The organism is Bradyrhizobium jicamae, assembly GCF_001440395.1.
Classification (GTDB): domain Bacteria; phylum Pseudomonadota; class Alphaproteobacteria; order Rhizobiales; family Xanthobacteraceae; genus Bradyrhizobium; species Bradyrhizobium jicamae.
Genome location: NZ_LLXZ01000120.1, coordinates 89,376 through 114,467, shown reverse-complemented (window position 1 = coordinate 114,467; position 25,092 = coordinate 89,376). Strand labels below are relative to the sequence as shown.

The 25,092-nt window shown below is 64.4% G+C and carries 25 protein-coding genes; 19 read left to right on the top strand and 6 right to left on the bottom strand.

Annotated features, from left to right (window positions below; genetic code table 11):
- Positions 1–76: 76 nt before the first annotated feature.
- The 10 genes from CQ12_RS20075 to mmsB all read left to right on the top strand — a co-directional run bounded on the left by CQ12_RS20075 (position 77) and on the right by mmsB (position 11,330).
- Positions 77–1,621, top strand: a complete 1,545-nt coding sequence (locus CQ12_RS20075) for a sugar ABC transporter ATP-binding protein (RefSeq protein WP_057837022.1) — start codon at positions 77–79, stop codon at positions 1,619–1,621.
- Positions 1,621–2,604, top strand: a complete 984-nt coding sequence (locus CQ12_RS20070) for an ABC transporter permease (RefSeq protein WP_057837109.1) — start codon at positions 1,621–1,623, stop codon at positions 2,602–2,604. Before CQ12_RS20075 ends, CQ12_RS20070 begins: the two co-directional genes overlap by 1 nt.
- The gene (gene yjfF, locus CQ12_RS20065) at positions 2,601–3,581 is read left to right on the top strand and encodes a galactofuranose ABC transporter, permease protein YjfF (RefSeq protein ID WP_057837021.1); all 981 of its coding nucleotides are present in this window, start codon (positions 2,601–2,603) and stop codon (positions 3,579–3,581) included. The genes CQ12_RS20070 and yjfF overlap by 4 nt, the downstream gene beginning before the upstream one ends.
- Positions 3,578–4,357 (top strand): FadR/GntR family transcriptional regulator, encoded by a 780-nt coding sequence (locus CQ12_RS20060; protein ID WP_057837020.1) that lies wholly within the window; start codon positions 3,578–3,580, stop codon positions 4,355–4,357. Before yjfF ends, CQ12_RS20060 begins: the two co-directional genes overlap by 4 nt.
- Entirely contained in the window at positions 4,354–5,286 is a 933-nt protein-coding gene (locus CQ12_RS20055) for a Gfo/Idh/MocA family protein (protein WP_057837019.1), read from the top strand. Before CQ12_RS20060 ends, CQ12_RS20055 begins: the two co-directional genes overlap by 4 nt.
- Positions 5,283–6,419 (top strand): aldose epimerase family protein, encoded by a 1,137-nt coding sequence (locus CQ12_RS20050; RefSeq protein ID WP_057837018.1) that lies wholly within the window; start codon positions 5,283–5,285, stop codon positions 6,417–6,419. Before CQ12_RS20055 ends, CQ12_RS20050 begins: the two co-directional genes overlap by 4 nt.
- A 14-nt stretch (positions 6,420–6,433) precedes the next feature.
- On the top strand, positions 6,434–7,318 hold the full coding sequence (locus CQ12_RS20045) for an SMP-30/gluconolactonase/LRE family protein (protein WP_057837017.1): 885 nt from the start codon (positions 6,434–6,436) through the stop codon (positions 7,316–7,318).
- 109 nt (positions 7,319–7,427) lie between these two features.
- On the top strand, positions 7,428–8,501 hold the full coding sequence (chvE, locus tag CQ12_RS20040) for a multiple monosaccharide ABC transporter substrate-binding protein (protein WP_057837016.1): 1,074 nt from the start codon (positions 7,428–7,430) through the stop codon (positions 8,499–8,501).
- An 88-nt stretch (positions 8,502–8,589) separates the two neighbouring features.
- Positions 8,590–10,152, top strand: coding sequence for a multiple monosaccharide ABC transporter ATP-binding protein (mmsA, locus tag CQ12_RS20035; protein WP_057837015.1), 1,563 nt, complete (start codon positions 8,590–8,592; stop codon positions 10,150–10,152).
- Positions 10,149–11,330 (top strand): multiple monosaccharide ABC transporter permease, encoded by a 1,182-nt coding sequence (mmsB, locus tag CQ12_RS20030; protein WP_057837014.1) that lies wholly within the window; start codon positions 10,149–10,151, stop codon positions 11,328–11,330. The genes mmsA and mmsB overlap by 4 nt, the downstream gene beginning before the upstream one ends.
- 241 nt (positions 11,331–11,571) lie before the next feature.
- Here the strand turns inward: mmsB and kdgD are convergent, their stop codons facing one another.
- Positions 11,572–12,522: a 5-dehydro-4-deoxyglucarate dehydratase gene (gene kdgD, locus CQ12_RS20025; protein WP_057837108.1), complete on the bottom strand. Its 951-nt coding sequence runs from the start codon at positions 12,520–12,522 to the stop codon at positions 11,572–11,574.
- A 63-nt stretch (positions 12,523–12,585) separates the two neighbouring features.
- Positions 12,586–13,512, bottom strand: coding sequence for a LysR substrate-binding domain-containing protein (locus CQ12_RS20020; protein ID WP_057837013.1), 927 nt, complete (start codon positions 13,510–13,512; stop codon positions 12,586–12,588).
- Positions 13,513–13,746: 234 nt separating this feature from the next.
- On the opposite strand from CQ12_RS20020, the gene CQ12_RS20015 reads away from it, so the two are divergent.
- From CQ12_RS20015 to CQ12_RS20005, 3 genes are read left to right on the top strand one after another with little or no spacing between them, the layout of a single operon-like run.
- Positions 13,747–14,733 (top strand): Bug family tripartite tricarboxylate transporter substrate binding protein, encoded by a 987-nt coding sequence (locus tag CQ12_RS20015; protein WP_057837012.1) that lies wholly within the window; start codon positions 13,747–13,749, stop codon positions 14,731–14,733.
- 9 nt (positions 14,734–14,742) lie between these two features.
- Positions 14,743–15,192 carry a tripartite tricarboxylate transporter TctB family protein gene (locus tag CQ12_RS20010; RefSeq protein ID WP_057837011.1) on the top strand — a complete coding sequence of 150 codons (450 nt, stop codon included), beginning with the start codon at positions 14,743–14,745 and terminating at the stop codon, positions 15,190–15,192.
- A 13-nt stretch (positions 15,193–15,205) separates the two neighbouring features.
- Positions 15,206–16,705 carry a tripartite tricarboxylate transporter permease gene (locus tag CQ12_RS20005; RefSeq protein ID WP_057837010.1) on the top strand — a complete coding sequence of 500 codons (1,500 nt, stop codon included), beginning with the start codon at positions 15,206–15,208 and terminating at the stop codon, positions 16,703–16,705.
- 12 nt (positions 16,706–16,717) lie between these two features.
- On the opposite strand, the gene CQ12_RS20000 is transcribed toward CQ12_RS20005, so the two are convergent.
- Genes CQ12_RS20000 through CQ12_RS19990 form a run of 3 tightly spaced genes read right to left on the bottom strand, consistent with a single transcriptional unit; the run spans position 16,718 to position 19,283 of the window.
- The gene (locus tag CQ12_RS20000; RefSeq protein WP_057837009.1) at positions 16,718–17,407 is read right to left on the bottom strand and encodes a DUF1045 domain-containing protein; all 690 of its coding nucleotides are present in this window, start codon (positions 17,405–17,407) and stop codon (positions 16,718–16,720) included.
- A gap of 20 nt (positions 17,408–17,427) precedes the next feature.
- Positions 17,428–18,621 carry an alpha-D-ribose 1-methylphosphonate 5-triphosphate diphosphatase gene (locus tag CQ12_RS19995; RefSeq protein ID WP_057837008.1) on the bottom strand — a complete coding sequence of 398 codons (1,194 nt, stop codon included), beginning with the start codon at positions 18,619–18,621 and terminating at the stop codon, positions 17,428–17,430.
- Entirely contained in the window at positions 18,618–19,283 is a 666-nt protein-coding gene (locus CQ12_RS19990; RefSeq protein ID WP_057837007.1) for a transferase hexapeptide repeat family protein, read from the bottom strand. Before CQ12_RS19990 ends, CQ12_RS19995 begins: the two co-directional genes overlap by 4 nt.
- Positions 19,284–19,465: 182 nt before the next feature.
- On the opposite strand from CQ12_RS19990, the gene phnC reads away from it, so the two are divergent.
- The 4 genes from phnC to phnE (CQ12_RS19970) all read left to right on the top strand — a co-directional run bounded on the left by phnC (position 19,466) and on the right by phnE (CQ12_RS19970) (position 23,083).
- Positions 19,466–20,266, top strand: a complete 801-nt coding sequence (gene phnC / locus CQ12_RS19985; protein WP_057837006.1) for a phosphonate ABC transporter ATP-binding protein — start codon at positions 19,466–19,468, stop codon at positions 20,264–20,266.
- A 75-nt stretch (positions 20,267–20,341) separates the two neighbouring features.
- Positions 20,342–21,277, top strand: a complete 936-nt coding sequence (gene phnD / locus CQ12_RS19980; protein ID WP_057837005.1) for a phosphonate ABC transporter substrate-binding protein — start codon at positions 20,342–20,344, stop codon at positions 21,275–21,277.
- Between the two features lie 76 nt (positions 21,278–21,353).
- Positions 21,354–22,238: a phosphonate ABC transporter, permease protein PhnE gene (gene phnE, locus CQ12_RS19975; protein ID WP_057837004.1), complete on the top strand. Its 885-nt coding sequence runs from the start codon at positions 21,354–21,356 to the stop codon at positions 22,236–22,238.
- Positions 22,235–23,083: a phosphonate ABC transporter, permease protein PhnE gene (gene phnE, locus CQ12_RS19970; protein ID WP_057837003.1), complete on the top strand. Its 849-nt coding sequence runs from the start codon at positions 22,235–22,237 to the stop codon at positions 23,081–23,083. Before phnE (CQ12_RS19975) ends, phnE (CQ12_RS19970) begins: the two co-directional genes overlap by 4 nt.
- A 99-nt stretch (positions 23,084–23,182) precedes the next feature.
- Here phnE (CQ12_RS19970) and phnF read toward each other — a convergent pair whose 3' ends face one another.
- Positions 23,183–23,911, bottom strand: a complete 729-nt coding sequence (gene phnF / locus CQ12_RS19965; RefSeq protein WP_057837002.1) for a phosphonate metabolism transcriptional regulator PhnF — start codon at positions 23,909–23,911, stop codon at positions 23,183–23,185.
- A gap of 111 nt (positions 23,912–24,022) precedes the next feature.
- Between phnF and phnG the strand changes: the two genes are divergently transcribed.
- Entirely contained in the window at positions 24,023–24,484 is a 462-nt protein-coding gene (gene phnG, locus CQ12_RS19960) for a phosphonate C-P lyase system protein PhnG (protein WP_083519383.1), read from the top strand.
- A gap of 1 nt (position 24,485) precedes the next feature.
- Entirely contained in the window at positions 24,486–25,091 is a 606-nt protein-coding gene (gene phnH / locus CQ12_RS19955; protein WP_057837001.1) for a phosphonate C-P lyase system protein PhnH, read from the top strand.
- The last annotated feature ends 1 nt before the right edge of the window (position 25,092 follow it).

The window sequence follows — 25,092 nt, the reverse complement described above, 5'->3', positions numbered from 1 at the left end:
TCGACGAATCCGCCTCGCGAGGCGAACATGCCAGGCGTTCGCGCGCGATGCGAACGTCGGTGGGAGTGATGCCGGCATGAATGCAGCTTCCGACCCTGGCCCGGCGCTGCTGGAAGTGCGGGGCCTTAGCAAGAGCTTCGGCACGCTGCGCGCCCTGCAGGAGGTGGATTTCACCTTGCGGGCCGGTGAAATTCACGCGCTGCTCGGCGAGAACGGCGCAGGCAAGTCCACGCTGATCAAGGCGGTGACAGGTGTTTTCCCGCGCGATGCCGGCATCGTCAGGCTCGGCGGCGCCGAGGTCGCGCCGCGTTCGGCCAAGGCTGCGGTCGATGCGGGAATTGCGACCGTCTACCAGGAGGTCAACCTGCTCCAAAACCTGTCGGTGGCGCAGAACCTTTATCTCGGCAGGCAGCCGACGCGGTTTGGTCTGGTGCGCGAGGCCGAGATGCGCCGCCGCGTCACCGCGCTGCTTGCAGAGTTCGATCTGCATATCGACGTCGCCGAGCCGCTCGGCAACTATTCGGTCGCGGTGCAGCACATTGCGGCAATTGCGCGTGCCGTCGACCAGTCGGCGCGCGTGCTGATCCTGGACGAGCCGACTGCGAGTCTTGATCGCCACGAGGTCGAGATCCTGTTCGCGGTGATGCGCAAGCTGGCTAAGCGCGGCATCGGCGTCGTCTTCGTCACGCATTTTCTCGATCAGGTCTACGAGATCTGCGACCGCATCACGGTGCTGCGCAACGGCCGGCTGGTCGGCGAGCGGACCACTGCAGAGCTGCCGCGGATCGAATTGATCCGCATGATGCTTGGCCGCGAACTTGCCGAGACGACGAGTGAGCGCGCAGCGACTCAAGCGCGGCAGGCGGGCGAGGTCTGCGCGCGTTTCGAAGACTATGGCAAGGCCGGCTATGTCGCGCCGTTCAATCTGGCGCTTCGCCGCGGCGAGGTGGTTGGCCTGGCGGGCCTGCTCGGGTCGGGGCGCACCGAGACCGCGCGGCTGGTGTTCGGCGCAGAGCGCGCCGACAGCGGTAGCGCCACGATCGACGGTGCACCCGTTCGGCTGCAATCGCCGCGCGACGCCGTCGCCCATGGCTTCGGCTATTGCCCTGAAGAGCGCAAGACCGACGGCATCATTGCCGAACTCACCGTGCGCGAAAACATCGTGCTGGCGCTGCAGGCCAAGCGCGGCCTCGCAAAGCCGCTTTCGCGCGCCGAACAGGACGAGATCGCCATGCGCTTCATCCGGATGCTCGACATCCGCCCGCCGGAGCCGGAGCGGCCGATCGGATTGTTGTCCGGCGGAAACCAGCAGAAGGTGCTGCTGGCCCGCTGGCTCGCCACCGCGCCGCGCCTTCTGGTGCTGGACGAGCCGACCCGCGGCATCGATGTCGGCGCCCACGCGGAGATCATCCGCCTGATCCGCGAACTCTGCGACGACGGCCTCGCGCTACTCGTCATCTCTTCCGAGCTCGACGAGATCGTGACCTATTCGGACCGGGTCATCGTGCTGCGCGATCGTACCCATGTCGATGAGCTGGAAGGGGAGGCCGTCGACGTCTCCAATATACTTGTGGCGATTGCCGCGGCCGGCACTGCCGGTGCGGAAGCCGGGCAAGCATGATGCAAAGACTGCTGCAAACCCGTGGCCTTGCCCAGATCATCGCCTTGCTGGCGATCCTGGCGATCGACCGCGCCGTCTCGCCGCAATTTTTCGATCTGCGGATGCAGGACGGACGGCTGTTCGGCAGCCTGATCGACGTTCTGAACCGCGGTGCACCGGTCGCGCTGCTCGCGCTCGGCATGGTGCTGGTTATCGCGACGCGCGGCATCGACCTGTCGGTGGGTGCGGTGATGGCGATATCAGGCGCGATTGCCGCAAGTCTCGCCGACACGTACGGCCTGCCGGTGGCCCTCGCTGCCGCGCTCGGCGCCGGGCTGTTGTGCGGATTGTGGAACGGTTTTCTTGTTGCAGTCCTCGGCATCCAGCCGATCGTCGCCACCCTGATCCTGATGGTGGCCGGGCGAGGCGTCGCGCAGCTTATTACCGAGGGGCGGATCGTCACCTTCACCGCGCCTGATCTGGTCTGGCTCGGCAACGGCGCCGTGCTCGGCGTGCCGACGCCGGTCGTGGTCGTCATCGGCATGCTGATCATCACCGGCGCGGTGGTTCGCGGCTCGGCGCTCGGCCTGTTGATCGAGGCGACCGGCGGCAATGCAAGGGCGAGTGAGCTCGCCGGGATCGGCACCCGCGCCATGATCCTTGCGGTCTATGTCTGGTGCGGCCTGTGCGCCGCGCTGGCCGGCGTCATCGCCGCTGCCGACATCATGGGCGCGGACGCCAACAATGCCGGGCTCTGGCTCGAACTCGATGCCATTCTGGCTGTTGTGATCGGCGGCACCTCGCTGTTCGGGGGACGCTTCAGCCTGGCGCTGGCGATGGTCGGCGCGCTGATCATCCAGGCGATGAACACCGGCATTCTTCTCTCGGGTTATCCGCCGGAGTTCAACCTTCTGGTGAAGGCGGCCGTCGTGCTCGTCGTGCTGCTGCTGCAGTCGCCGCGCTTCGCCAATGCCGGGGCCGTGCTGGGGAGGGCGCGCCAATGAGGCTGCCGCCGGTTGCGATCACGGCCATCGTCTTCGTCGTCGGGTTTGCGCTCTGCACGGTGCAATTCCCCAATTTCGCCTCCACCCGCGTGGCGGCCAATCTGCTGACCGACAACGCCTTTCTCGGCATCGTCGCCGTCGGCATGACCTTTGTGATCATTTCCGGCGGCATCGACCTGTCGGTCGGCTCGGTGATTGGCTTCACCACCGTGTTTGTTGCGCTGGCGATCGAGCGCCTTGGTGTGCCGCCACTGGTCGCCTTCGCGGCGATCCTGCTGCTATGCGCCGCCTTTGGCGCGGCGATGGGCGCCATCATCCATGTCTTCGACATGCCGCCTTTCATTGTCACGCTGGCGGGCATGTTCCTTGCCCGCGGCGCCAGCTTCCTGATGTCGACGGAATCGACGCCGATCACGGCGCCGCTCTATTCGACGGTGTCGGATTTCGCGCTGCGGCTGCCTGGCGGAGGCCGGCTCACCGCCATCGCCCTGATCATGCTCGCGGTGGTCGCGGCAGGTGCGGTGCTGCTGCATTTCACCCGCTTCGGGGCCAACGTCTATGCACTCGGCGGCAGCCGCGCGACCACGGCGCTGATGGGCATACCGGTCGGGTCGATGACGGTGCGCATTTATATGCTGTCGAGCGTGCTTGCCGGGCTCGCCGGCATCGTGTTCTCCTTCTACACAGCAGCGGGCTATTCGCTGTCCGCCGTCGGCGTCGAGCTCGATTCCATCGCGGCCGTGGTGATCGGCGGGACCTTGCTGACCGGCGGCCAGGGCTCGGTGGTCGGCACGTTGCTCGGCGTGCTGATCCAGGGCCTGACCCAGACCTACATCAATTTCGATGGAACCCTGTCGAGCTGGTGGACCAAGATCGTGACCGGTATCCTGCTTTTCGCTTTTATCGCCTTGCAGCAGGCCATGCTCGGCATCGCCCGCCGCGCTGGCCCCCGCAAGGCAGGAGTCCTCAAATCATGACTTCCCGGCTTGTCGTCATCCCGACGCGGCGTGCGCACTCCAACCACGCCGAGGTTGCCCGCAGCATCGGCGTCGACATCATCGCCGGCCGTTACGGCGAGGGTGTCCGGCTGCCGGGCGATGCCGAACTCACGGCGATGTTCGGCGTGTCGCGGCCGGTTCTGCGCGAGAGTGTGAAGACGCTGGTGGCCAAGGGCCTGCTCACCACCAAGGCGCGGGTCGGTACCGTGGTGCGCGAGCGTGGCGCCTGGAACATGTTCGACGCCGACGTGCTGGCCTGGCATCTCGATGCCGGTATCGATCGGCGCTTTCTCAACGATCTCGCCGAAATCCGGCTGGCGGTCGAGCCGCGCGCCGCGGCCCTTGCGGCGGCCCGCCGCTCGGAAGCCGATATCGCCGAGCTGAACCGGAGCATGGCGCGAATGCGGGCGGAGGCCTCCGACTCCGTCGGCTTTGCTGACGGCGATCTTGCCCTGCATCTGGCCGTCGCCAATGCGTCGGGCAATTTGTTCATGCGTTCGATCGGCAATGTCATCGAGGCGGCGTTGCGCGCCTCGTTCCTGCTCAGCGCGCCGGTGGAGACGCAGGACCGCGAGACGGTGTTGTTGTGGCACCAGCGAATTGTCGATGCGATCGCCGGCGGTGATGCCGAGGCGGCGACCGCCGCCATGGCCGAGGTGATCTACAATGGGCTGCGGCGCCATGAGGGAACTTCGCCATCGCCCAGTGCCGCGCCTGCGACCACAGCGGTGGCTGAGCCAGGAGAGCAATCATGAGCCCGCTTCGCGTCGCCATCGTCGGCTTCGGCAAGATCGCGCGCGACCAGCACGTGCCGGCGATCGCTACGACTGAAGGCGTAGAGCTGGTTGCGATCGCCAGCCGCAATGCCTCGCTACCCGGCGTGCCGCATGCGGCGACGCTGGATGAACTCCTGCACGACGGCCCGGAAATCGACGCGGTGGCGCTGTGCACTCCGCCGCAGGTTCGTCACGCCCAGGCGGCGATGGCGCTCGCCGCGGGCAAGCACGTGATGCTGGAAAAGCCGCCGGGCGCCACGGTCGCCGAAATCACTCCGCTGGTAACCGCGGCGAGGGCTGCGCAACGCACGCTGTTTGCCACATGGCACTCGCGCTTCGCCTCGGCCGTCGACCCGGCGCGGCAGTTGCTGGCCGGCCGGAAGGTCATTTCAGTGAAGATCACGTGGAAGGAAGACGTGCGGGTCTGGCATCCGGGACAGGCCTGGATCTTCGAGGCGGGCGGGCTCGGCGTGTTCGATCCCGGCATCAATGCGTTGTCGATCCTGACGCGGATCTTGCCGCAGCCATTGTTCGTAACATCAGCCGATCTCGCGTTTCCCGCCAACCGCGACGCCCCGATCGCCGCCAACCTTGCACTCAGCGATGCAGAGGGGCTGAAGATCACGGCCGAATTGGATTTCCTCCAGACCGGCCCGCAGAGCTGGGATATCGATCTTGATACCAATGGCGGCCCGGTCACGCTGTCCATGGGCGGCGCGAGGCTGCGGGCAGGGGGCGCGCAGCTCGTCGATGCCGCGGACGCCGAATATGCCGGGCTATACCGCCGCTTCCGCGAACTCACGGCAACCGGCGAGAGCGACGTCGATCTCGCGCCGATGCAACTCGTCGCCGACGCTTTCCTGCTGGGACGACGCCGCACGGTCGAGCCATTCGAGGACGTGCCATGAACGCTACGTCCGTCTCTCGCGTCGCGCATTCCCGCTTCGGCGTCCTGCCTGACGGCAGCGAAGTCGAGCGCGTTGTCCTGCAATGGGATGGCGGGATCGAAGCATCGATTATCACTTATGGTGCGAGCCTGCAGGCGTTGATGGTGCCTGACGTCGCCGGACGGCGCGACGACGTCGTGCTTGGCCATGACGCGTTCGAGGGATATCTCGCCCGCCGGCAGTTCTTCGGTGCGACCGTCGGGCGCTACGCTAACCGGATCGCTGGTGCGCGCTTCGTGCTCGATGGCACCAAGGTGCAGCTCGCGGCCAATAACGGCGTCAATGCGCTGCACGGCGGGCTGGAGGGCTTCGATCGCCGTAACTGGCGCATTGTCCGGATCGATGATGGAGATCGGCCGGCCGTCACGCTGTCCTATACCAGCGCTGACCGCGAGGAGGGATATCCTGGTACGCTGGATGTGGAGGTGACCTGGCGCCTCAGCGGACCGATGGAACTTTCTCTCGACATGACAGCGCGGACCGACCGGCCCACCGTGGTCAATCTCACCAATCACAGTTTCTTCAATCTCTCCGGCGCGCGCTCCGGCCGGAACATTCTCAATCACCACCTCACCGTGGCGGCGGATCATTTTCTCGCCATCGATACCGGCGCGATCCCGCTGCCGCAGCCGCCCAGTGAGGTCGCCGGCACGCCGTTCGACTTCCGCGAAGGCTTCGAGGTCGGCGCGCGGATTCGCAACGACCATCCGCAACTGCGCGTGGGCCGCGGCTACGATCATAATTTCTGTCTCGCGCCGGCAGGTGGCGAGCCCCGCTTCGCCGCGCGGCTGGCCGAGCCAACCTCGGGCCGCGTGCTCGAACTGTTCACCAATCAGCCCGGCCTGCAGGTCTATTCCGGAAACTTTCTCGACGGCTCCTCCGGCGGAAAAGGGGACCGCCTGTATCGTCAATCCGACGCCATCTGCCTCGAGCCGCACGCCTGGCCCGATACGCCCAATCGGCCGGACTTTCCGACCGCACGGCTTGCGCCGGGCGAGGTCTATCGTCACACCACGTCGTACCGCTTTACGCACGCGATCCAGGGCGCTATCGGAACACAATCCGAGGTAGAGTTACCCAGGAGCGGGCGATGATTGGTGGTCACAGGATGGAAGAGGTGCCGACGACCGTTCTCTGCGGCGAGCGGTGCCATCTTGGCGAGGGACCGACCTACGACGCGGCAACCGATACGGCCTGGTGGTTCGACATTATCGGTCGCCGCCTGTTCGAGGCGCGGCTCGACACCGGGCAGACCACCATCCATTCTCTCGGCGTGATGGGCAGCGCGCTCGGGCGGATCGATGCGCGTCGCCAGTTGCTCGTCGCCGATGACGGACTCTATATCCGCGACTCCGCGAATGGAGGGATGACGCTGTTCCTTCCGCTTGAAGCCGATAATGACGCCACGCGTTCGAACGACGCAAGGGTGCATCCGTCCGGCACCTTCTGGATCGGGACCATGGGCCGGAAGGCGGAGCGAGGGCTCGGCGCCATCTATGCGCTGCACCGCGGCAAGCTGTTGCGCCTCTACGATCACATCACAATTCCGAACGCGATCTGCTTCTCGCCGGACGGGACCATCGGCTATTTCGCCGACACCGGGAAGAACGTGCTGTTCCGTGTCGATCTCGACGCGGCGACCGGCCTGCCGCGCGGCGAGCCCGCCGCGCTGGTCACCCGGCGGAACGGTGGCGGGATTGACGGCGCGGTGGTCGATGCCGAGGGGGTGATCTGGAACGCGCGCTGGGGCGGCGGCTGCATTGACGTCTACAGCCCGGAAGGTGTGCATCTGCGCACGATCCGCGTCCCGGCGAGGCAATCGAGCTGCCCCGCTTTTGTCGGCCAGGATTTTTCGCGCCTGCTGGTTACGTCGGCCTGGCAGGGAATGGCGGAGGACGCCAAACGCGCCGATCCCGACCATGGCCGCACGTTTGTGCTCGATGTCGCGGTGCGCGGCCGCCCCGAACCAGACGTCAAACTTGCGACGGGTTGATGGAGGAGACGGGGCGCGGCACAAAAGCGAAAGAGCAGGTGAATTTCAAGAACCGTATTCAGCGGTCCGACAATCCAGGAACTACAGATCCTCGATAAGGGAGTGAAGCATGACTAGTCTGAAGACCACACTGTCGGCGCTCGCGCTGGCAGCAACCATGGCCGCAGCGGCGGTGACCGGCGCTTTTGCCCAGAGCAAGGGAACCGTCGGCATCGCCATGCCGACCAAATCCTCGGCGCGCTGGATAGATGACGGCAACAACATCGTAAAAATCCTGAAGGAGCGTGGCTACGGCACCGACCTGCAATATGCCGAGGACGATATTCCGAACCAGCTCTCGCAGGTCGAGAACATGGTGACCAAGGGCGCCAAGGTGCTGGTGATCGCGGCGATTGACGGCACCACGCTGTCCGACGTGCTGAAGCAGGCCAAGGCCAAGGGCATCATCGTGATCGCCTATGACCGCCTGATCCGCGACACGCCCAATGTCGACTACTACGCCACCTTCGACAATTTCCAGGTCGGCGTGCTGCAGGCCCAATCGATCGAGCAGGCGCTGGGCCTGAAGGAAGGCAAGGGCCCCTTCAACATCGAACTGTTCGGCGGTTCGCCGGACGACAACAACGCCTACTTCTTCTACAATGGCTCGATGTCGGTGCTGCAGCCCTATATCGACAGCGGCAAGCTGGTGATCGGCAGCGGCCAGAAGGGCATGGACAAGGTCTCGACGCTCCGCTGGGACGGCGCCACCGCCCAGGCCCGCATGGACAACCTCCTGAGCGCGTTCTACGGCCGCAAGCGGGTCGATGCGGTGCTCTCGCCCTATGACGGTCTATCCATCGGCATTCTGTCGTCGCTGAAGGGCGTCGGCTATGGCAGCGGCAACATGGCGATGCCTGTTGTCAGCGGCCAGGACGCCGAGGTGCCATCGATCAAGTCGATGCTGCGCGGCGAGCAATATTCGACCATCTTCAAGGATACCCGCGATCTCGCCAAGGTTACCGCCGACATGGTCGACGCAGCCCTCAGCGGCAAGGAAGTGACCGTCAACGACACCAAGACCTACAACAACGGCGTCAAGGTGGTACCGTCCTATCTCCTTAAGCCTGTCGTCGTCGACAAGAGCAACTGGGAGAAGGTGCTGATCGAAGGCGGCTACTACAAGAAGTCGCAGATCGACTGAGCGGGAGGGCGGCGCCGGCGATAGCTGGCGCTGCCACCTGTCTGTATCTGGTTGTTGCGGGTAGACAGATAAAGGACGTGATGACGCGATGACCGCAATTCTCGAAATGCGCGGCGTAAGCAAGAGCTTTGCCGGCGTGCAGGCGTTGCGCGACGTCAACTTCACGGTGGAGGCGGGGCAGATCCATGCGCTGGTCGGCGAGAACGGCGCCGGGAAGTCGACCCTGATGAAGGTGCTGAGCGGCGTCTATCCCCACGGCGACTACGAAGGCAGCATCATCTTCGACGGCGAGGAGCGACGCTTTCGCGACATCAATGATTCCGAGGCGCTCGGCATCATCATCATCCACCAGGAACTGGCGCTGATTCCGCTGATGTCGATTGCGGAGAACATTTTTCTGTCGCATCCGCCATCGAGCCTTGGCGTGATCGACCGCGACACGGTCTATCGCCGGACGAAGGAATTGCTCGCCCAGGTCGGCCTCACCGAGATGCCGGATACGCTGGTGACGGATCTCGGCGTCGGCAAGCAGCAATTGGTTGAGATCGCCAAGGCCCTGTCCAAGCGGGTGCGACTGCTCATTCTCGACGAGCCGACCGCCAGCCTGAACGAGAACGACAGCGCGGCGCTGTTGGAGCGTCTGCTGGCGTTCCGCGCGCAGGGCATCGCCTCGATCCTGATCTCGCACAAATTGTCCGAGGTAGCCCGCGTCGCCGACCGGATCACGGTGCTGCGCGACGGCCGCACCGTCGACAGCATCGATTGCCGGGCCGAGACGGTGGAAGAGGACCGGATCATCCGCAGCATGGTCAATCGCGATCTGGCCCATCGCTTTCCGCAACGCACGGCCACGATCGGTACACCGGTCTTCACCGTCAAGGACTGGACCGTGCATCATCCGCTGCACCGGGACCGCCGCGTGATCAAGGGCGTGGATTTCGAGGTCCGGCGCGGGGAGGTGGTCGGGATCGCCGGGCTGATGGGCGCCGGCCGCACCGAATTCGCCATGAGCCTGTTCGGCCGCGCCTGGGGCGAGCGGATCAGCGGCCGCGTCTGGCTCGACGGAAGGGAAGTGCATCTATCCAGCGTGGCGGCCGCGATCGATGCCGGGCTCGCTTACGTCACCGAGGATCGCAAGGAGCTCGGCCTGATCCTCGACGCGGACGTTCGCAAGAACATCACGCTGGCGAGCCTTGGCCGGGTGGCGCGGCAGGGCGTGATCGACGACATGTCCGAACTGCGCGTTGCGAACGACTATCGCAACCGGATGCGTATCAGGTGTTCCGACGTCTATCAGGAGACCGGCCAGCTTTCCGGCGGCAACCAGCAGAAGGTGGTGCTGTCGAAATGGTTGATGACCGATCCGAAAGTATTATTCCTCGACGAGCCGACGCGCGGCATCGACGTCGGGGCAAAATACGAAATCTATTGTATCATCAATGAGCTTGCCGAGGCGGGCAAGGGGGTGGTGATGATCTCGTCGGAAATGCCGGAGTTGCTCGGGGTCTGCGACCGCATTTTGGTGATGAATGACGGCGCCTTCGTCGGTGAATTCTCCGCCGCCGAGGCCACGCAGGAAAGGATCATGCGCGCCATCATGCGCAACAAGGAAATGGACAAGAAGGTACTTCAGGGAGAACTGCAGCCATGACCGACAAGGCGGTTGCGCTGCCCGGGCACGCCGGCTTCATCAAGAACAATCTGCGCAACTACGGCATGCTGCTGTCGCTGTTTGCGATCATGCTGTTCTTCCAGGTCATGACTGACGGCACGCTGCTGCAGCCTCTCAATTTGACCAATCTGGTGCTGCAGAACAGCTACATCGTGATCATGGCGCTCGGCATGCTCCTGATCATCGTCACCGGCCATATCGATCTCTCGGTCGGCTCGGTGGCGGGCTTCGTCGGCGCCGTAGCTGCCGTGCTGATGGTGCGCTACCACGTCGCCTATCCGCTGGCCTTCATCGCCTGCCTCCTGGTGGGTGCGCTGATCGGCGCCGCGCAGGGCTATTGGGTTGCCTATTTCAAGATCCCGTCCTTCATCGTGACGTTGGCCGGCATGCTGGTGTTCAAGGGCCTTGCGCTCGCGATCCTGGCGGGTCAGTCGGTCGGGCCGTTTCCGCCGACCTTCCAGAAACTGTCGTCCGGCTTCATTCCCGAACTGTTTCCCGGCGCCGGCACGCTTTATCCGACATCGCTGTTGATCGGGGCCGTGCTGGCGGTTGCGCTGGTCTATACCAGCGCCAAGAGCCGGGCGCGGCAGGCATCGCATGGCATCGAGGTCGAGCCCTTTGGCTTCTTCGTCGCCAAGAGTGCGGTGCTGTTCGCGGTGATCGTATTTTTTGCCGGCCTGATCGCCTCGCATCGCGGCCTGCCCAACGTGCTGGTCATCATGACGGCGCTGATCGCACTCTATGGCTTCGTTACCACCCGCACCGTGATTGGCCGCCACATCTATGCCATCGGCGGCAACGCCAGGGCCGCTAGCCTGTCCGGCATCAAGACCGAACGGCTGACGTTCCTGACCTTCGTCAACATGGGCGTGCTGGCGGCGCTCGCCGGTCTCGTGTTCGCGGCGCGGCTCAATACCGCGACGCCGAAGGCCGGCGCCGGCTTCGAGCTCGACGTCATCGCGGCCTGCTTCATCGGCGGCGCGTCCGCCTATGGCGGCGTCGGCAAGGTCGGCGGCGCCGTGATCGGGGCCATGATCATGGGCGTCATGAACAACGGCATGTCGATCCTCGGTATCGGCATCGACTACCAGCAGGTGATCAAGGGACTGGTCCTGCTCGGCGCGGTGTGCCTGGACGTCTATAACCAGCGGCGATAGAGGCGGGCTGGAGCAGAATGAGATTAGGTTGGGCCGTGACGATGGATCATCTCGTGTCCCGGACGCAAGCGGCGTGAGTGCTGCGAGCCGGGCCCATTCTACTTTGCATGGGGTTGTTTTCGCGATTTTGTGTCTGGGCCCTGTGGTGTGCCGCCGAAGGGTCTTTGCACTGCGTCCGGGACACGAGATCGTTAGTGCTTCGCACTACCGGCATCTCGATTCGACTCCAACCCATCTCGCTCTAGGCGGCCGCCAGCTCCCGCCTAGCGAACTCGCTGGTCTCGAGACGCGCGACGAGGGCCGTCAGTTCCTCGGTCTCGGCCGGCGTCAGGTCCGTCAGCGGCGAGCGGACATGGCCGCTGTCGCGACCGATCACCTTCATGCCCGCCTTGATGATCGAGACGGCATAGCCGCGCTTGCGGTTGCGGATTGCGATCAAGGGAAGGATGAAGTCGCGTAAGCCCGCCTGCACCGTCTCGCGGTCGCGCTGCCGCACGGCGGCGTAGAATTTGGTCGAGAACTCCGGCACGAAATTGAAGACCGCTGAGGAATAGGTGGTGACGCCCATTTCCAGATAGGGCAGTGCAAAGGTCTCGGCGGTCGGCAGCCCGCCGATATAGGTCAGCCGGTCGCCCATGCGCAGATGAATGCGGGTCATCAGCTCGATGTCACCGATGCCGTCCTTGTAGCCGAGCAAATTGGGACAGCGCTGGCACAGCTTCTCGAGCGTATCCTCGTTCAGGATCGCATTATCGCGGTTGTAGACGATGACGCCGAGCTTGGTGGCGTTACACACCGCCTCGACATGGGCCGCCAGTCCCTCCTGTTCGGAGAAGACCAGATAGGGCGGCAGCAGCAGCAAGCCGTCGGCGCCGGCCGCCTCGGCCCCAATGGCAAGTTGCGTCGCCATCGCCGTGCCGTAACCGATCCCGGCGAGCACCGGCACGCGTCCCCTGGTCTCATCCACCGCCGTTGCCACCACCTTCAGGACTTCGGCCGGGCTCAGCGAGAAGAATTCGCCGGTGCCGCCGGCGGCGAATAGACCTGCCACCTCATGGCCGCACAGCCACTCCAGATTGGAGCGGTAGCGGGTTTCGTCGAACGCGTTGTCGGGCCGAAATGGTGTGACGGGGAACGACAGCAGGCCGTTGCCGATCTGGCTGGCCATCTCCTTCGGGGTCATCTTGCTCATGCTCTGATCCTTCAGCGGCTTACGCTGAAGAACTAATGCAAGATGGTCACCGATGGAGACCAATCACTGTATCGATCGATCCATTGATTGGATCGAGCCCGCCCGAGCCGCAAGGTCTCGGGCTATGCCGGCAATGACGGGGAGAAGCGGATTGTCGTTGTCGCTGCGCCAGACGAAGAACAGCTCGGCCGGCCGCTGCCACTGCATCAGGACGGGTCGCAGCACCACGCCGCTGAAACGCAGATTAAGCGCGGTCTCGGGGACTAACGCCACGCCCACACCGGAATGCACCATGGCGAGGATCGAATGGATCTGCGCAAGATGCTGCACGTAATTCGGCACCAGGCTTGCGCGCGAGAACAGCTCAACCAGGAGATCGTGGAAATAGCGGGCTTCATACGGCTCGTACATGATGAAGGGCTCGCTCGCGAGATCCTCCAGGCGTGATTGATCAGCCTGCGCCAGCGGGTGGCCGCCCGGCAACGCCGCGACCAGCGGCTCCGCCGTGACGCGGAAGGAACTGAGGTTGCCACGCGGAATCGGCGGGCGGAGCAGGCCGATATCGACCTCGCCGGAATCGAGCCGCTTGAGCTGGTCGCTGGAGACCATTTCCTTCAACGAGATCTCAATATCGGGCAGTTCGCGCCGGCAGGCCGCGACCAGCGCCGGCACGTAGCTGTAGGCCGATGTCGCGGTGAAGCCGATATTGATCGATCCGGCCTTGCCGCTTGCCACCCGCCGGGCCAGCGCGGCAGCGCTTTCCGCCAATTTGAGCAGATGTCGCGCGTCCGCCAGAAAACGCTGCCCGGCGGGCGTCAGCCGGACGGCCCGGTTGCTGCGTTCCAGGAGCGTCACATCGAGGACGCGTTCGAGAATCTGGATCTGACGACTGAGCGGCGGCTGCGTCATGTTCAGCCGCAGCGCCGCACGCCCGAAATGCAGTTCTTCTGCAACCGCAACGAAGCAACGCAACTGGCTCAACTCAAACATGAAATCTGTATCTTCGACCTGAAACGAGGGGCCGGCGACGTGCCGGTTGTCTTGCTTCTATCGGCTCGCGCACGGCCGATCCATCCAAAAAAGGTATCGACCTATCCGCAGTCTAATTCATGGGCGGCCCGACCCATGACCTATCATTTCGCGCAACGCAGCCTCGGAGGCCTGCAGCCGGCCGGTGAAACGGCGGGATCGCGCGGAACTGCGCTTTGAAACGGAGGAAGACCGATGTCCATGTCATCTCTCGCCCGGGCGATCGCCGCCGCCGCCCTTTCGGTGTCGATATGTGTCCTGGCGCCAAGCGGGGCCGCGGCTCAGAATTTTGAACGGCCGGTGCGGTTGATCGTGCCGTTTGCTCCCGGTGGCACCTCGGACATTCTGGCCCGCCTGATCGGCCCGAAGCTATCAGCTGCGATCGGGCAATCGGTGGTGGTCGAGAACAAGCCCGGCGCCGCAGGCAACCTTGGCGCCGACACGGTCGCCAAGGCGCAGCCCGACGGCCACACTTTGTTGCTGATGGATGTCGGATCGCTGGCGACCGCGCCCAGCCTGTTCTCCGATCTCACGTTCGACGTCGAGAAGGAACTCGCGCCCATTTCCATGGTGATGTTCGGCCCCTACGTTCTGGCCGTCCATGAATCGGTGCCGGCGAAGTCAACGAAGGAACTGATCGAATACGCCAAGGCCAACCCGAACAAGCTCACCATCGCCAATTCGGGCGTCGGTGGCGCCACCCACATCACGGCGGTGGCGATGGCGAAGCAACTCGGGATTCAGTGGAAGAACGTTCCCTACAAGGGCGGCGCGGCCGCCTCGCGCGCTGTCGTTTCCGGAGAGAGCGGCGTGATCATCAATGGTGCTATCGCAACCATGCCGTTCGTGTTGAACAAGCAGCTCACCGGGCTTGCGGTCACCGGAGAGCAACGGCTGGCGTCGGCTCCGGATCTGCCGACCTTCAAGGAGGCGGGCCTGCCCGGCGGCGACGCCGGGACCTGGCAGGGAATCCTGACGACGGGCGGAACGCCGCCCGCCATGGTCGCGTGGTTGAACGCCGAAATCCGCAAGATTCTCGAGATGCCCGAGATTCAGCAGAAGGTCGCCGAGCAGGGTGGCGTGGTGCGCGCCCAATCGCCGGAGGAGTTCCGGACCTGGCTCAAGGATGCGACGGGCCGCTGGGGCACGATCATTCGCGAGGCCGGCATCAAGGGTAGCTGAGACGGGCCGATGACGCGTCTCCGGATCGACCTGCAGGATCTGCTGTTCGGCCTGTTTCTGGTGGCGGTGGCGACGGGTACGCTCGTTGCCACGCGCAACCTGACGGTCGGGCACGCCGCCGATATGGGGCCGGGCTATATGCCCCGCGTCGTCGCATTCGCACTGATGGGCTTCGGTCTGTTCTTCACGGGACGCGGGCTCTGGCGCATGCGTGTCGGCATCGCGCCGGTTCAGTTGCGGCCGCTGCTGGCGATCCTGGCGTCTGTCGGCGTTTTCGCGCTTACGGCCGAGCGGCTCGGCCTCGCCATCGCCTCCATCGTCACCGTGATCCTCGCCAGCCTCGCCACGCGAGAAGGGCGGGTCGTCGAAACGATAGCGTTTGCCATCCTGCTTTCAGGTGCGGCGGTGCTTTTGTTCGTCAAGTTGCTGGGCCTGCCGATCCCGATCTGGCCGCGCTAGCAGGCAGACATATATGGACCTCTTCAACAACCTGCTGATGGGCCTTTCGACGGCCCTCGAACTCAACAACCTCCTGTTCTGCCTGATCGGCGTGGTGATCGGGACCGCGATCGGCGTGCTGCCCGGCATCGGGCCGATTCCGACGGTGGCGTTGCTGTTGCCGTTCACCTTCGGCCTGTCGCCGGCCAGCGCCATGATCATGCTGGCCGGCATCTTCTACGGCGCGCAATATGGCGGCTCGACCACCGCGATCCTGGTCAACGTGCCGGGCGAGACGTCGTCGGTCGTTACCTGCATCGACGGTCACGAGATGGCCAAGCAGGGCAAGGCCGGAACCGCGCTCGCGATTGCCGCCATCGCTTCGTTCTTTGCTGGCACGATGGCGACGATCGTGATCGCCGTCCTCAGCGTGCCGTTGTCGGTGCTGGCGCTCAAATTCACCGCGGTCGAATATTTCAGCCTGCTCGTGCTCGGCCTGATCGCCGCGGTCGTCCTCGCGCATGGTTCGGTCGCCAAATCGCTGGCGATGGTGCTGCTGGGGCTGCTGCTCGGTCTCGTCGGCATCGACGTCAGTTCGGGCGTCGCGCGCATGACCTTTGGCATTCCCGCGCTGTCGGACGGACTTGATTTCGTGCCGATCGCGATGGGCCTGTTTGGACTCGGCGAAATCATCGCCAATCTGGAGCGACCCGCCGAGCGCCGCGTCGTCAGCCAGTCGATCCGCAGCCTGATCCCGAGCCGGGAGGATTTGCGGGCGGCGTTTCCGGCCATGGTGCGGGGCACGACGCTAGGCTCCGTGTTGGGCGTGTTACCCGGCGGCGGCGCCGCGCTGCCGCCGTTCTCCTCCTATGCGCTGGAGAAAAAGCTTGCGCGCGATCCCTCGCGTTTCGGCAAGGGCGCCATCGAGGGCGTCGCCGGTCCGGAGGCCGCCAACAATGCGGGCGCGCAGACCAGCTTCATTCCGCTGCTGACGCTCGGCATTCCCGCCAACGCGCTGATGGCGCTGATGATCGGCGCGCTGATGATGCAGGGCATCCAGCCCGGTCCGCAGATCATGACCGAGCAGCCCAAGCTTGTCTGGGGCGTCATCGCCAGCATGTGGGTCGGAAACCTGATGTTGCTGGTGATCAACCTCCCGTTGATCGGCCTTTGGGTCTCGATGCTGAAAATTCCCTATAGGTTTCTGTTTCCTGCCATCGTCTTGTTCTGCTGCATCGGCACCTATGGCATCGCCAACAGCCTGTTCAACGTCTGGTTGATGATGGGGTGCGCCTTGCTCGGCTATTTCTTCATCAAGGTCGGCGTCGAGCCGGCGCCGCTGCTGCTCGGCCTCGTGCTCGGGCCGCAGCTCGAGGAAAATTTCCGACGCGCGATGCTGATCGCGGACGGCGATTTTACCGTCTTTCTGTCGCGGCCGATCAGCGCGGTCATCCTCGGCGTCGTCGCCATTCTGCTGGTGGCGTTGCTGTCGCCGGCAATCCTGAAGACACGCAAGGAAGCGCTGGCGGAGTGAATGCGGGCCACGTCAATCGTGCAATTGCCAGCGGCCGATGACCCGAAACCGCGCATTCGCATCGTCCTGACGGCATAGCGCGATGGCGTCGATTGCGAGCGTCTCGATGCCGGTTGCCGCAAACCTCTCGCGCAGCATCGCCACAACCGGCTCGCGCCGTTCCGCAGGCAGCCGCCCCGTCAGCGTCATGTGGAAGCGAAACTCTTCGAAGACATAAGGATAACCCCAGCGGTCGAGATAGTCGCGCTGCCGGGGCGTCAACGCTGCCGGATTTCGCCGCGCGCGATCTTCTGCGCTGAGAGGAGCGCGGAACGGATCGAACGCCTTGGTCGCCTCGGCGGCAAGCAGGTCGAGATCAGCCGACGGTTCAGCGGGAATGACCGCGATGAAACCGCTGATGGAATCGACGACCGGCCGGATCACCGGCACCGGCCGGGCAAGGTCGGCAAACAATTCGCATGCCGCGGCAAGGCGCGTCTCGGCCTTGCCGTCGGCCAGCGCGATCGGCGCCTTCAGCGTGGCATGAAAGCCGTATTTGCGCGGATCCAGCGTCAGGTCGCGCCAGTCTGGCGGGAGACCTTCCGGAAGGGGCAGGTCTGCGCCGCTGTGGGCGTCGTAGCCGAGCAGCGACGCGCCGAACCGGTCGAGCGCGCTGCCGGGCGCGGAAGTGTAGTAGATTGCGTAACGGGGATAATTTGCCATTGCGCCAGAATAGGGCCGCCTCATGCGGCTGCAACTGCCTTGCGCGATGCTGTGGACGAGCGGACGAGACGGTTCGCTTCTGTCAGATGCACCAGACGGCCCGCGGCAATGACGGCGACTACCCGCGGCCGCAGCGGCATCGAATCATCGACGAGAATGATGTCGGCGCGCTGTCCCGCGGCGAGGGTGCCCCGATCGGCGAGGCCGGCGGCGCGCGCCGGCGCCGATGAGATCAATTGCCACGCCGCGGCCAGCGGCAGCACGCCGTCGGCCGCAAGCCGGAAGGCCGCCAGTAGCGGCGCCGGATAATAATAGTCGGACGCCAGCACCGAACACAGGCCCTTGGCGATCATGTCGGATGCCCGGGTCCAACCGGTGTGGCTGCCGCCGCGCACGACATTGGGCGCGCCGAACACGATGAAGTCGTCGGCTTCGGCCGCGTCGCGGGCGGTTTCCTCATTGACCGGAAATTCGGCGATGGCAACGCCCTGCGCGCGAAAAGCCTGCCGCATCGCCGGGCTTGCATCGTCATGCGAGAGCATCCGGACGTTTGCCGCGCGTGCCGCCTGCGCCAGCCGGCTGATCGACGCCGGCACGTCGTGGCCTCGGGTGACCACGCTTTGCACCAGGCGATCGAATGCCTCGTTGGTCAGGCCCGTGCGTTCGACCATTCGGCTGCGCTTCAGCGGTTTGGCGAGGCTGGCGACGGTCGAGTCCATGTGGTCGTTGAACGCGAACAGGTCGACGCGTCCTTCCGAGAGCCAGTCGATGATCTCGCTTTCCGCGTCGAGATTGTAGGTCTCGTGGCGCAGATGGAAGCGGGTGTCGGCGGCGAGCTGCGGCCGCATCTGCTCGATCGCCTCCAGCAGCTTGCGCGCATTGTCCGCGCTGCGCAGGCCGGGCTCCCACGACCAGGTCGTGGCGTGATAGACGGTCGTAATCCCGTTGCTGACCGCCTGCCGGTCGCTATCGACAAGCGCCACATCGATCGGAAAATCGACTCCGGGGCGCGGCATCATCTGCCGCTCGAAGGCATCGCCATGCAGGTCGACAATGCCCGGCAGCACCAGCAGCCGGCTGGCGTTGATGCCCGTTGCGCCGTGGCTGTTGTCCGCATCCACGGCGGCGATCTCGCGGCCGGCGATCCGCAAATCGGCTTCGACGATTTCGTTACCGAGCAGGGCTCGGCCACCTTCGATGAACAGTTCGGTCACGATGCGGCACTCTGATTGAATTGCGGACGGCCGGACGCTCCAGCCGATTCGTACTTTTCGAGAAAGCCTTCGACTTCGAGCTTGCGGAAATCGGGCAGGGCGCGGCGAAGTGTCTCGTGGTCCCAGTCCCACCATGCGAGCTCCGTGAGCCGCGCGGCTATCGATTCCGGAAACCGCCGCCTGACCGGGCGGGCCGGATTACCCGCAACGATGGTGTAGGCGGGCACGTCCTTGGTGACGATGGCGCCGGCCGCGACCACCGCGCCGGTGCCGATCGAGCGGCCGGGCAGAATCACCGCGCCATGGCCGATCCAGACGTCGTGGCCGATATGGACGTGATGCTCGCGCCGCCATGCAAAGAACTCGGCATCGTCGCTCTCGCCGGGAAAGTAGCTGCTGGCGCGGTAGGTGAAATGCGCCTGCGAGGCTCGGTGCATCGGATGATTGCCGGGGTTGATCCGCGTCATCGCCGCGATTGAACAGAATTTTCCCACCGTCGTGTAAGTGATCTGCGCGTCGTTCACGACGTAGGAATAATCCGCCATCGTGACCTCGAGCAGAATGGCGCGGGCGCCGACCTCGGTATAGGCGCCAAGCCGGCAGTCGCGCACCGACGCGGTGGGGTCGATGGTTGATTCAGTGGAGAGCATCTTGCCGGCCATCGGTAACGCCCATCAGTCGAGGGAAGATCATGCTCGTCTTCGATGTGCTCGATGACAGTATCATGACGGATGCGTGACGCGAGGGGTGGCTGTGGACGAACGCCGCACCGCAGCAGCCGTGTCACACAACTGTAAGATCGAGCCGTTAGCGATGCTCCACGACAGGAACTCTGGAGCATTGCATGCTGGTTGTGGAAGGTCTGACGTGCCGGTTCGGCACCAAAGCCGCGGTGGACAATGCGTCGTTCTCGATTGCGCCCGGCAGCTTCGTCGGCGTGATCGGCAGATCCGGCGCCGGAAAGTCCACGCTGCTGCGGATGATCAACCGCCTCGCCGAGCCTTCGGAAGGTCGTATCCTGTTCGAAGGTGTCGACGTGACCGCGCTGCGCGGCAAGGAATTGCGGCAGTGGCGTGCGCGCTCGGCGATGATCTTTCAGCAGTTCAATCTGGTCGGCCGACTCGATGTCCTCACCAATGTGTTGATGGGGCGGCTGGCCGAAATTCCGTCCTGGCGTTCGCTGACGCAGCTCTGGCCTGATGAGGACCGGGCGCTGGCGATGTCGGCGCTGGAGCAGTTCGATATGGCTGCGATCGCCGCGCAGCGCGCCGACCAGCTTTCCGGCGGCCAGCAGCAGCGTGTCGCGATCGCCCGCGCGTTGGTGCAGGAGCCCGACATCATTCTTGCCGACGAGCCGATCGCTTCGCTCGATCCCCGCAACACCCGGATCGTGATGGACGCGCTGCTGCGCATCAACAAGCATTTCGGCATCACCGTGATCTGCAACCTGCATTCGCTCGATCTGGCGCGAAACTACTGTGACCGGCTGATCGGCATGGCGGCCGGGCGCGTGGTGTTCGACGGCGCACCGGAGATGTTGACCGATCGGATCGCGCGCGAACTCTACGATCTCGAAGCCAGCGACGTCATGGGCACCGCGCCTGCGCAGACGCCCGACGGCGCGACCGTTCCCGCCGCGGCCTGAGGACTGTTTCTGTACAGGGTAGCCGCTGCAAAACCTGCAATCGGCGAAGGCATAATTACAACAAGAGGGCACATCATGATCACTCGTCGTATCGTTCTGGCCGGCGCTGTCGCGCTGGCATTCACGGTTTCCGCCTCGGCGCAGGACTGGAAGAGCAAATATCCCGAACTGACGTTTGCCGTGGTGCCGGCCGAAAACGCTTCCGGCGTCACCGAGCGCTGGACCCCATTCGTCGCCTATCTCTCCAAGGAACTGGGCACCAAGGTCACGCTGCGGATCGCCAATGACTACGCGGCTGTGATCGAAGGCCAGCGTGCCGGCAACATTCATATCGCGAGCTACGGCTCGGCGTCGTTCGCCCGGGCACGGCTGACCGGCGTCAAGACCGATGCCTTCGCCAACGACATCAATGCCGACGGCTCGACCGGCTACTACTCGGTGTTCTTCGTCAAGGCGTCGAGCGCCTACAAGAGCCTCGACCAACTGAAGGGCAAGAACCTCGGCCTGGTCGATCCGAATTCGACCTCGGGCAACAACGTGCCGCGCTTCGAACTCGACAAGCTTGGCATCTCCGATGCCGACACTTATTTCGGCAAGGTCGTTTTCACCGGCAGCCACGAGAACGCCATGCTGGCGCTGTCGCAGGGCACGGTGGAAGTCGCTGCCAATCAATGGACCAACGACAACGATTCCACGCTCGCCCAGATGCTGCTGAAGGGCATGCTGAAGAACGCCGACGGCTCGCCGATGAAGAAGGACGACTTCCGGATCGTCCACAAGTCCGCCCCGATCATCAACGGACCGTATGCCTACAATTCGGATCTTCCGGCCGACCTGAAGGCGGCCATTGCCAAGGCCTTCACGGAAGCGCCGACCAAGGACAAGGCCGCGTTCGACCGCCTGTCCGACGGCCAGAAGAAGGGCTTTAACCCCGCCACGACCAAGGATTGGGACGGCACGATCGAGCTGATCAAGTTCGTGGACAATCTTCGCAAGAAGAAGGCGTCCTGACAGGCTGGCGCAGGCGAACTGGCCGGGTCCGTGGGACCCGGCCTTTTTCCGTTCAACTTTCCATCGGCAACCTCTGATGACAACGGCCGTCTCTATCCTCCCAGGTCCGCAACTGGCGGCGCTCAACGACGCCTATCGTCAGGCGGTCGCACGCAAGCGGCTTCGGATGACGCTCGCGGCTGTCACATTTTTCGCGGTGCTGATCGTCGCGGCTATCGGCGCCGAAGTTAACCTGCGCACGTTGTTCACGTTCTTCGGCAACTTCGTCAGTTATTTCGACCGGATTCTCACGCTGGAAGACGGCACCAGGGTGTGGAGCAATCCCGCCGAGTGGTTCTGGGGCTGGCGCAAATGGCTGTGGATGCTCGGCGAGACCATCCTGATCAGCTATGTCGGCACCATGATCGGGGCGGTGCTGGCCTTCGCGTTGAATTTCTTCGCCGCCCAGAATACCTCGCCGGCGCCGTGGCTGCGCTTCGCTGTTCGCCGCCTTTTGGAATTTGCCCGAACCGTCCCCGCCATCGTGTTTGCGCTGATCTTCGTCATGGCCTTCGGCCTCGGCCCGGTGGCGGGCGTGCTGGCGATTGCCATCCATTCGACCGGCGCGCTCGGCAAACTGTTCTCGGAGATCGTCGAGAATGCCGACATGAAGCCCGTCGAGGGCGTGCGCTCGACCGGCGCGGGCTGGATGTCCTGCATGCGCTTCGCCGTCCTGCCGCAGGTCACGGCGGGTTACGCGAGCTATGCCCTGCTGCGCTTCGAGATCAACGTCCGCGAAGCATCGGTGATGGGTTTTGTGGGCGCCGGCGGCATCGGGCAGGAACTCGTGGTCGCAATCCGGAAGTTCTATTACTCCGACGTCAGCGCCATTCTGGTGACGATCATCGTCACGGTCTTCATCATCGATATCGCCACAGGTTGGCTGCGCGGCCGGTTGTTCGGCAAGGATAGCAGCGCATGAGCCAGTTGCCGAAGCCCGATCGGGACCAGCTCAGGGCGAAGTACCCCGATGTGTTCGACAGGCCCGCTGAGACGCGTCTGGCAACGCCGGCGATGATTGTCGGCGCGTTTGCCGTGTTTGTCTTCGGCCTCGTCAATCTCGATTTTTCGCCGGCAAGGCTGTGGTCGGGCCTGAGCCAGCTTGGCTGGATCACCCTGATGATGATCCCGCCCGATCCAGGCTCGTCATTGCCGGCCTATCTCTCCGCGCTCGGGGAAACGCTGTCCATTGCAGTGCTCGGTACTACCGTTGCGGCCGTCCTGGCGCTGCCGGTCAGCCTGCTGGCGGCGCGCAACATCATTCCTTCGCAGCTTCTGCGTTTTCCGGTGCGCCGTGCGTTCGATTCCATCCGCGGCGTCGATACGCTGATCTGGGCGCTGGTCTGGATCAATGTCGTCGGCCTCGGGCCGTTCGCCGGCGTGCTGGCGATTGCGGTGGCGGATTTCGGCGCGTTCGGCAAATTGTTTTCCGAGGCGATCGAGGCCGCCGACAAGAAGCAGGTCGAGGGCATCAGGGCCTCCGGTGGCACGGCGCTGCACGAGATACGCTTTGGCCTGATGCCGCAGGTGCTGCCTGTCATCGCTGGGCAGGTGCTCTACTTCATCGAATCCAATACGCGCTCGGCCACCATCATCGGTATTGTCGGCGCCGGCGGCATTGGCCTTCAGCTCGCCGAGCAGATCCGGGTGCTGGAGTGGCAGAAGGTGTCGTTCCTGATCCTGATGATTCTGGTAGCGGTCGCCGCCATCGACTGGATCTCGGGCAAGCTGCGGTTTGCCATCATCGGACAGCGCGCGATCGCGTGATGATATTGTAGGGTGGGCAAAGGCGCGAAGCGCCGTGCCCACCATCTGTCCGCGAGCAAGAAGGGTGGGCACGCTTCGCTTTGCCCACCCTACGGATACTCAACCGTTCTCCACCAGAAATTCGACGCGCTCGGCCGCGAAGCGCGAACGCTTGGTCGTCAGCGGCTGACCCGCGGTATCGACGTCGGTGCTGTCGACCACGAGCACGGGGCGGCCGAGCGCGAGATCCAGCCGCGCGGCGTCGGTTGCGTCGACGATACCTGCGGTGATCCGGGTGGACGTGCGGCGAAAATCCCGGATGCCGTAATGCGCAACCAGCTTGGTCATCGAACGAACATTGGCAAACACCTTCCCGGCATCGGGGAAGCGCTCGGCCGAAAGCCAGGTGGTGCTGACGCAGATCGGAACGCGGTCGGCGAGCCGCACCGATTCGATCCGGACCAGCGGCGCGCCGGTCTTTAGTCCTAGTTCTCGCGCCAGCTCGCGCGTGGCTTCTTCCTCTGACGCGGCGATGAACTGGCCGCGCGGCTCGCGGCCGCCGGCGCCGACGATTTCGGAAAACCGCGTCCGTGAGCGCAGGGGATAGGCGAGGCGTCCCGTCTCGACATAGGTGCCGCTGCCGCGTTCGGCGCGCACCAGGCCGCGTTCAGCCAGTGTCGCGAGCGCGCGGCGCACAGTGTGGCGGCTGACCCGATAGGTCTCGGCGATCTCCATCTCGCCCGGCAGTTTTTCGCCGGCAGCAAAGCGGCCGTCGGCAATGCCGCGCTCGATGCCGTCGGCGACCTGCCGCCACAGCGCAACGCCGGAGGGCGTGTCCTGGATGCTCATGGGACGAAACCGGGCATCGGAGAAAAATCACCTCATAGTCACGAAACTGTCATGGCGCTTCGTTATCAAGTTGTCTAGTATCATAGACAACTTGATTCAGGCAAGGCCGACATGATGGCAGGCGACGAAAGTCACGAGCAGGCGCGACGCAAGGCTGCGATGGCGGTGCTGGCCCATTCCGAGGTCGGCGACATTGCCTGTTACCTCGAGGCGATTGCGTTGCCGGCGCATGAGGACCTGCGCGAGCCGGAAGATGGGCTCGTCATGGTGCGCGGCCGGATCGGCGGTGATGGCGCGCCCTTCAATCTCGGGGAGGCCACGGTTTCGCGCGCGGCGGTGCGGCTGTCGACCGGAGAAATCGGTTTCGGTTACACGCTCGGTCGCGACCGTCACAAGGCCAAGCTGATCGCGCTGTGCGACGCCATGGTGCAGTCGGACGAGTTCGTGGCCGCGGTTGAAGCCGAGGTGATTGCGCCGCTGCGCGAGGCAATGATCGAAAAGCGCAACCGCAAGGTAGCTGAGGCCGCGGCGACACGGGTCGACTTCTACACGATGGTGCGGGGTGAGGGCTGAGATGACGAGCGTTGCCGAATTGCCCGCAGGATTTGCCGACAAGGTGTTGTCGGCGCAATCGACCTTCCGTTCCGTGATGGACGCCATGGCGCGTCCGGGCAGCATTCAGCGTATCGGGTCCGTGGCCGGTACGCCTGATACGATGATGCGCGGCACGGCCGCCATAGCGCTGACGCTGTTCGACCACGACACGCCGGTGTGGCTCGACACCCGGATGTCGGCGAAGACTGATGTCGCCAGGTGGCTCAAGTTCCACACCAGCGCGCCGATCGTCGCGGATTCGTCGATTGCCGGGTTCGCGCTGGTGGCCGATCCGCAAAACCTGCCGCCGCTCGATCGTTTTGCGTTCGGCAGCAATGAGTATCCGGATCGTTCGACGACGCTGATCCTGCAGGTCGAAAGCCTGGCGAATGGTCCCACGATCGAGTTGCGGGGCCCGGGTATCGACGGGAGCGTGACGCTGCGCGCTTCAATCCGGCCGCAGGATCTGTTCGAGCGGCTGGCTGTGAACGCCGGGTTGTTTCCGCGCGGCATCGATGTAGTGCTGGTCGATGACGATGCCATTGTTGCGATACCGCGCACGACGCGGCTGGTGAGGGGAGGCTGAC

Excerpts from the sequence above, each read along its gene's own strand:
- kdgD (WP_057837108.1), bottom strand. The coding sequence starts at position 12,522 with ATGAGCAAGATGACCCCGAAGGAGATGGCCAGCCAGATCGGCAACGGC.
- phnE (WP_057837004.1), top strand. The coding sequence starts at position 21,354 with ATGACAACGGCCGTCTCTATCCTCCCAGGTCCGCAACTGGCGGCGCTC.
- CQ12_RS20070 (WP_057837109.1), top strand. The coding sequence starts at position 1,621 with ATGCAAAGACTGCTGCAAACCCGTGGCCTTGCCCAGATCATCGCCTTG.
- CQ12_RS20020 (WP_057837013.1), bottom strand. The coding sequence starts at position 13,512 with ATGTTTGAGTTGAGCCAGTTGCGTTGCTTCGTTGCGGTTGCAGAAGAA.
- chvE (WP_057837016.1), top strand. The coding sequence starts at position 7,428 with ATGACTAGTCTGAAGACCACACTGTCGGCGCTCGCGCTGGCAGCAACC.
- mmsB (WP_057837014.1), top strand. The coding sequence starts at position 10,149 with ATGACCGACAAGGCGGTTGCGCTGCCCGGGCACGCCGGCTTCATCAAG.
- CQ12_RS20060 (WP_057837020.1), top strand. The coding sequence starts at position 3,578 with ATGACTTCCCGGCTTGTCGTCATCCCGACGCGGCGTGCGCACTCCAAC.
- phnH (WP_057837001.1), top strand. The coding sequence starts at position 24,486 with ATGACGAGCGTTGCCGAATTGCCCGCAGGATTTGCCGACAAGGTGTTG.
- yjfF (WP_057837021.1), top strand. The coding sequence starts at position 2,601 with ATGAGGCTGCCGCCGGTTGCGATCACGGCCATCGTCTTCGTCGTCGGG.
- mmsA (WP_057837015.1), top strand. The coding sequence starts at position 8,590 with ATGACCGCAATTCTCGAAATGCGCGGCGTAAGCAAGAGCTTTGCCGGC.
- CQ12_RS20000 (WP_057837009.1), bottom strand. The coding sequence starts at position 17,407 with ATGGCAAATTATCCCCGTTACGCAATCTACTACACTTCCGCGCCCGGC.
- phnC (WP_057837006.1), top strand. The coding sequence starts at position 19,466 with ATGCTGGTTGTGGAAGGTCTGACGTGCCGGTTCGGCACCAAAGCCGCG.
- CQ12_RS19990 (WP_057837007.1), bottom strand. The coding sequence starts at position 19,283 with ATGGCCGGCAAGATGCTCTCCACTGAATCAACCATCGACCCCACCGCG.
- CQ12_RS20010 (WP_057837011.1), top strand. The coding sequence starts at position 14,743 with ATGACGCGTCTCCGGATCGACCTGCAGGATCTGCTGTTCGGCCTGTTT.
- CQ12_RS20075 (WP_057837022.1), top strand. The coding sequence starts at position 77 with ATGAATGCAGCTTCCGACCCTGGCCCGGCGCTGCTGGAAGTGCGGGGC.
- phnE (WP_057837003.1), top strand. The coding sequence starts at position 22,235 with ATGAGCCAGTTGCCGAAGCCCGATCGGGACCAGCTCAGGGCGAAGTAC.
- CQ12_RS20055 (WP_057837019.1), top strand. The coding sequence starts at position 4,354 with ATGAGCCCGCTTCGCGTCGCCATCGTCGGCTTCGGCAAGATCGCGCGC.
- CQ12_RS20050 (WP_057837018.1), top strand. The coding sequence starts at position 5,283 with ATGAACGCTACGTCCGTCTCTCGCGTCGCGCATTCCCGCTTCGGCGTC.
- phnF (WP_057837002.1), bottom strand. The coding sequence starts at position 23,911 with ATGAGCATCCAGGACACGCCCTCCGGCGTTGCGCTGTGGCGGCAGGTC.
- CQ12_RS20015 (WP_057837012.1), top strand. The coding sequence starts at position 13,747 with ATGTCCATGTCATCTCTCGCCCGGGCGATCGCCGCCGCCGCCCTTTCG.
- CQ12_RS20045 (WP_057837017.1), top strand. The coding sequence starts at position 6,434 with ATGGAAGAGGTGCCGACGACCGTTCTCTGCGGCGAGCGGTGCCATCTT.
- phnD (WP_057837005.1), top strand. The coding sequence starts at position 20,342 with ATGATCACTCGTCGTATCGTTCTGGCCGGCGCTGTCGCGCTGGCATTC.
- CQ12_RS20005 (WP_057837010.1), top strand. The coding sequence starts at position 15,206 with ATGGACCTCTTCAACAACCTGCTGATGGGCCTTTCGACGGCCCTCGAA.
- phnG (WP_083519383.1), top strand. The coding sequence starts at position 24,023 with ATGATGGCAGGCGACGAAAGTCACGAGCAGGCGCGACGCAAGGCTGCG.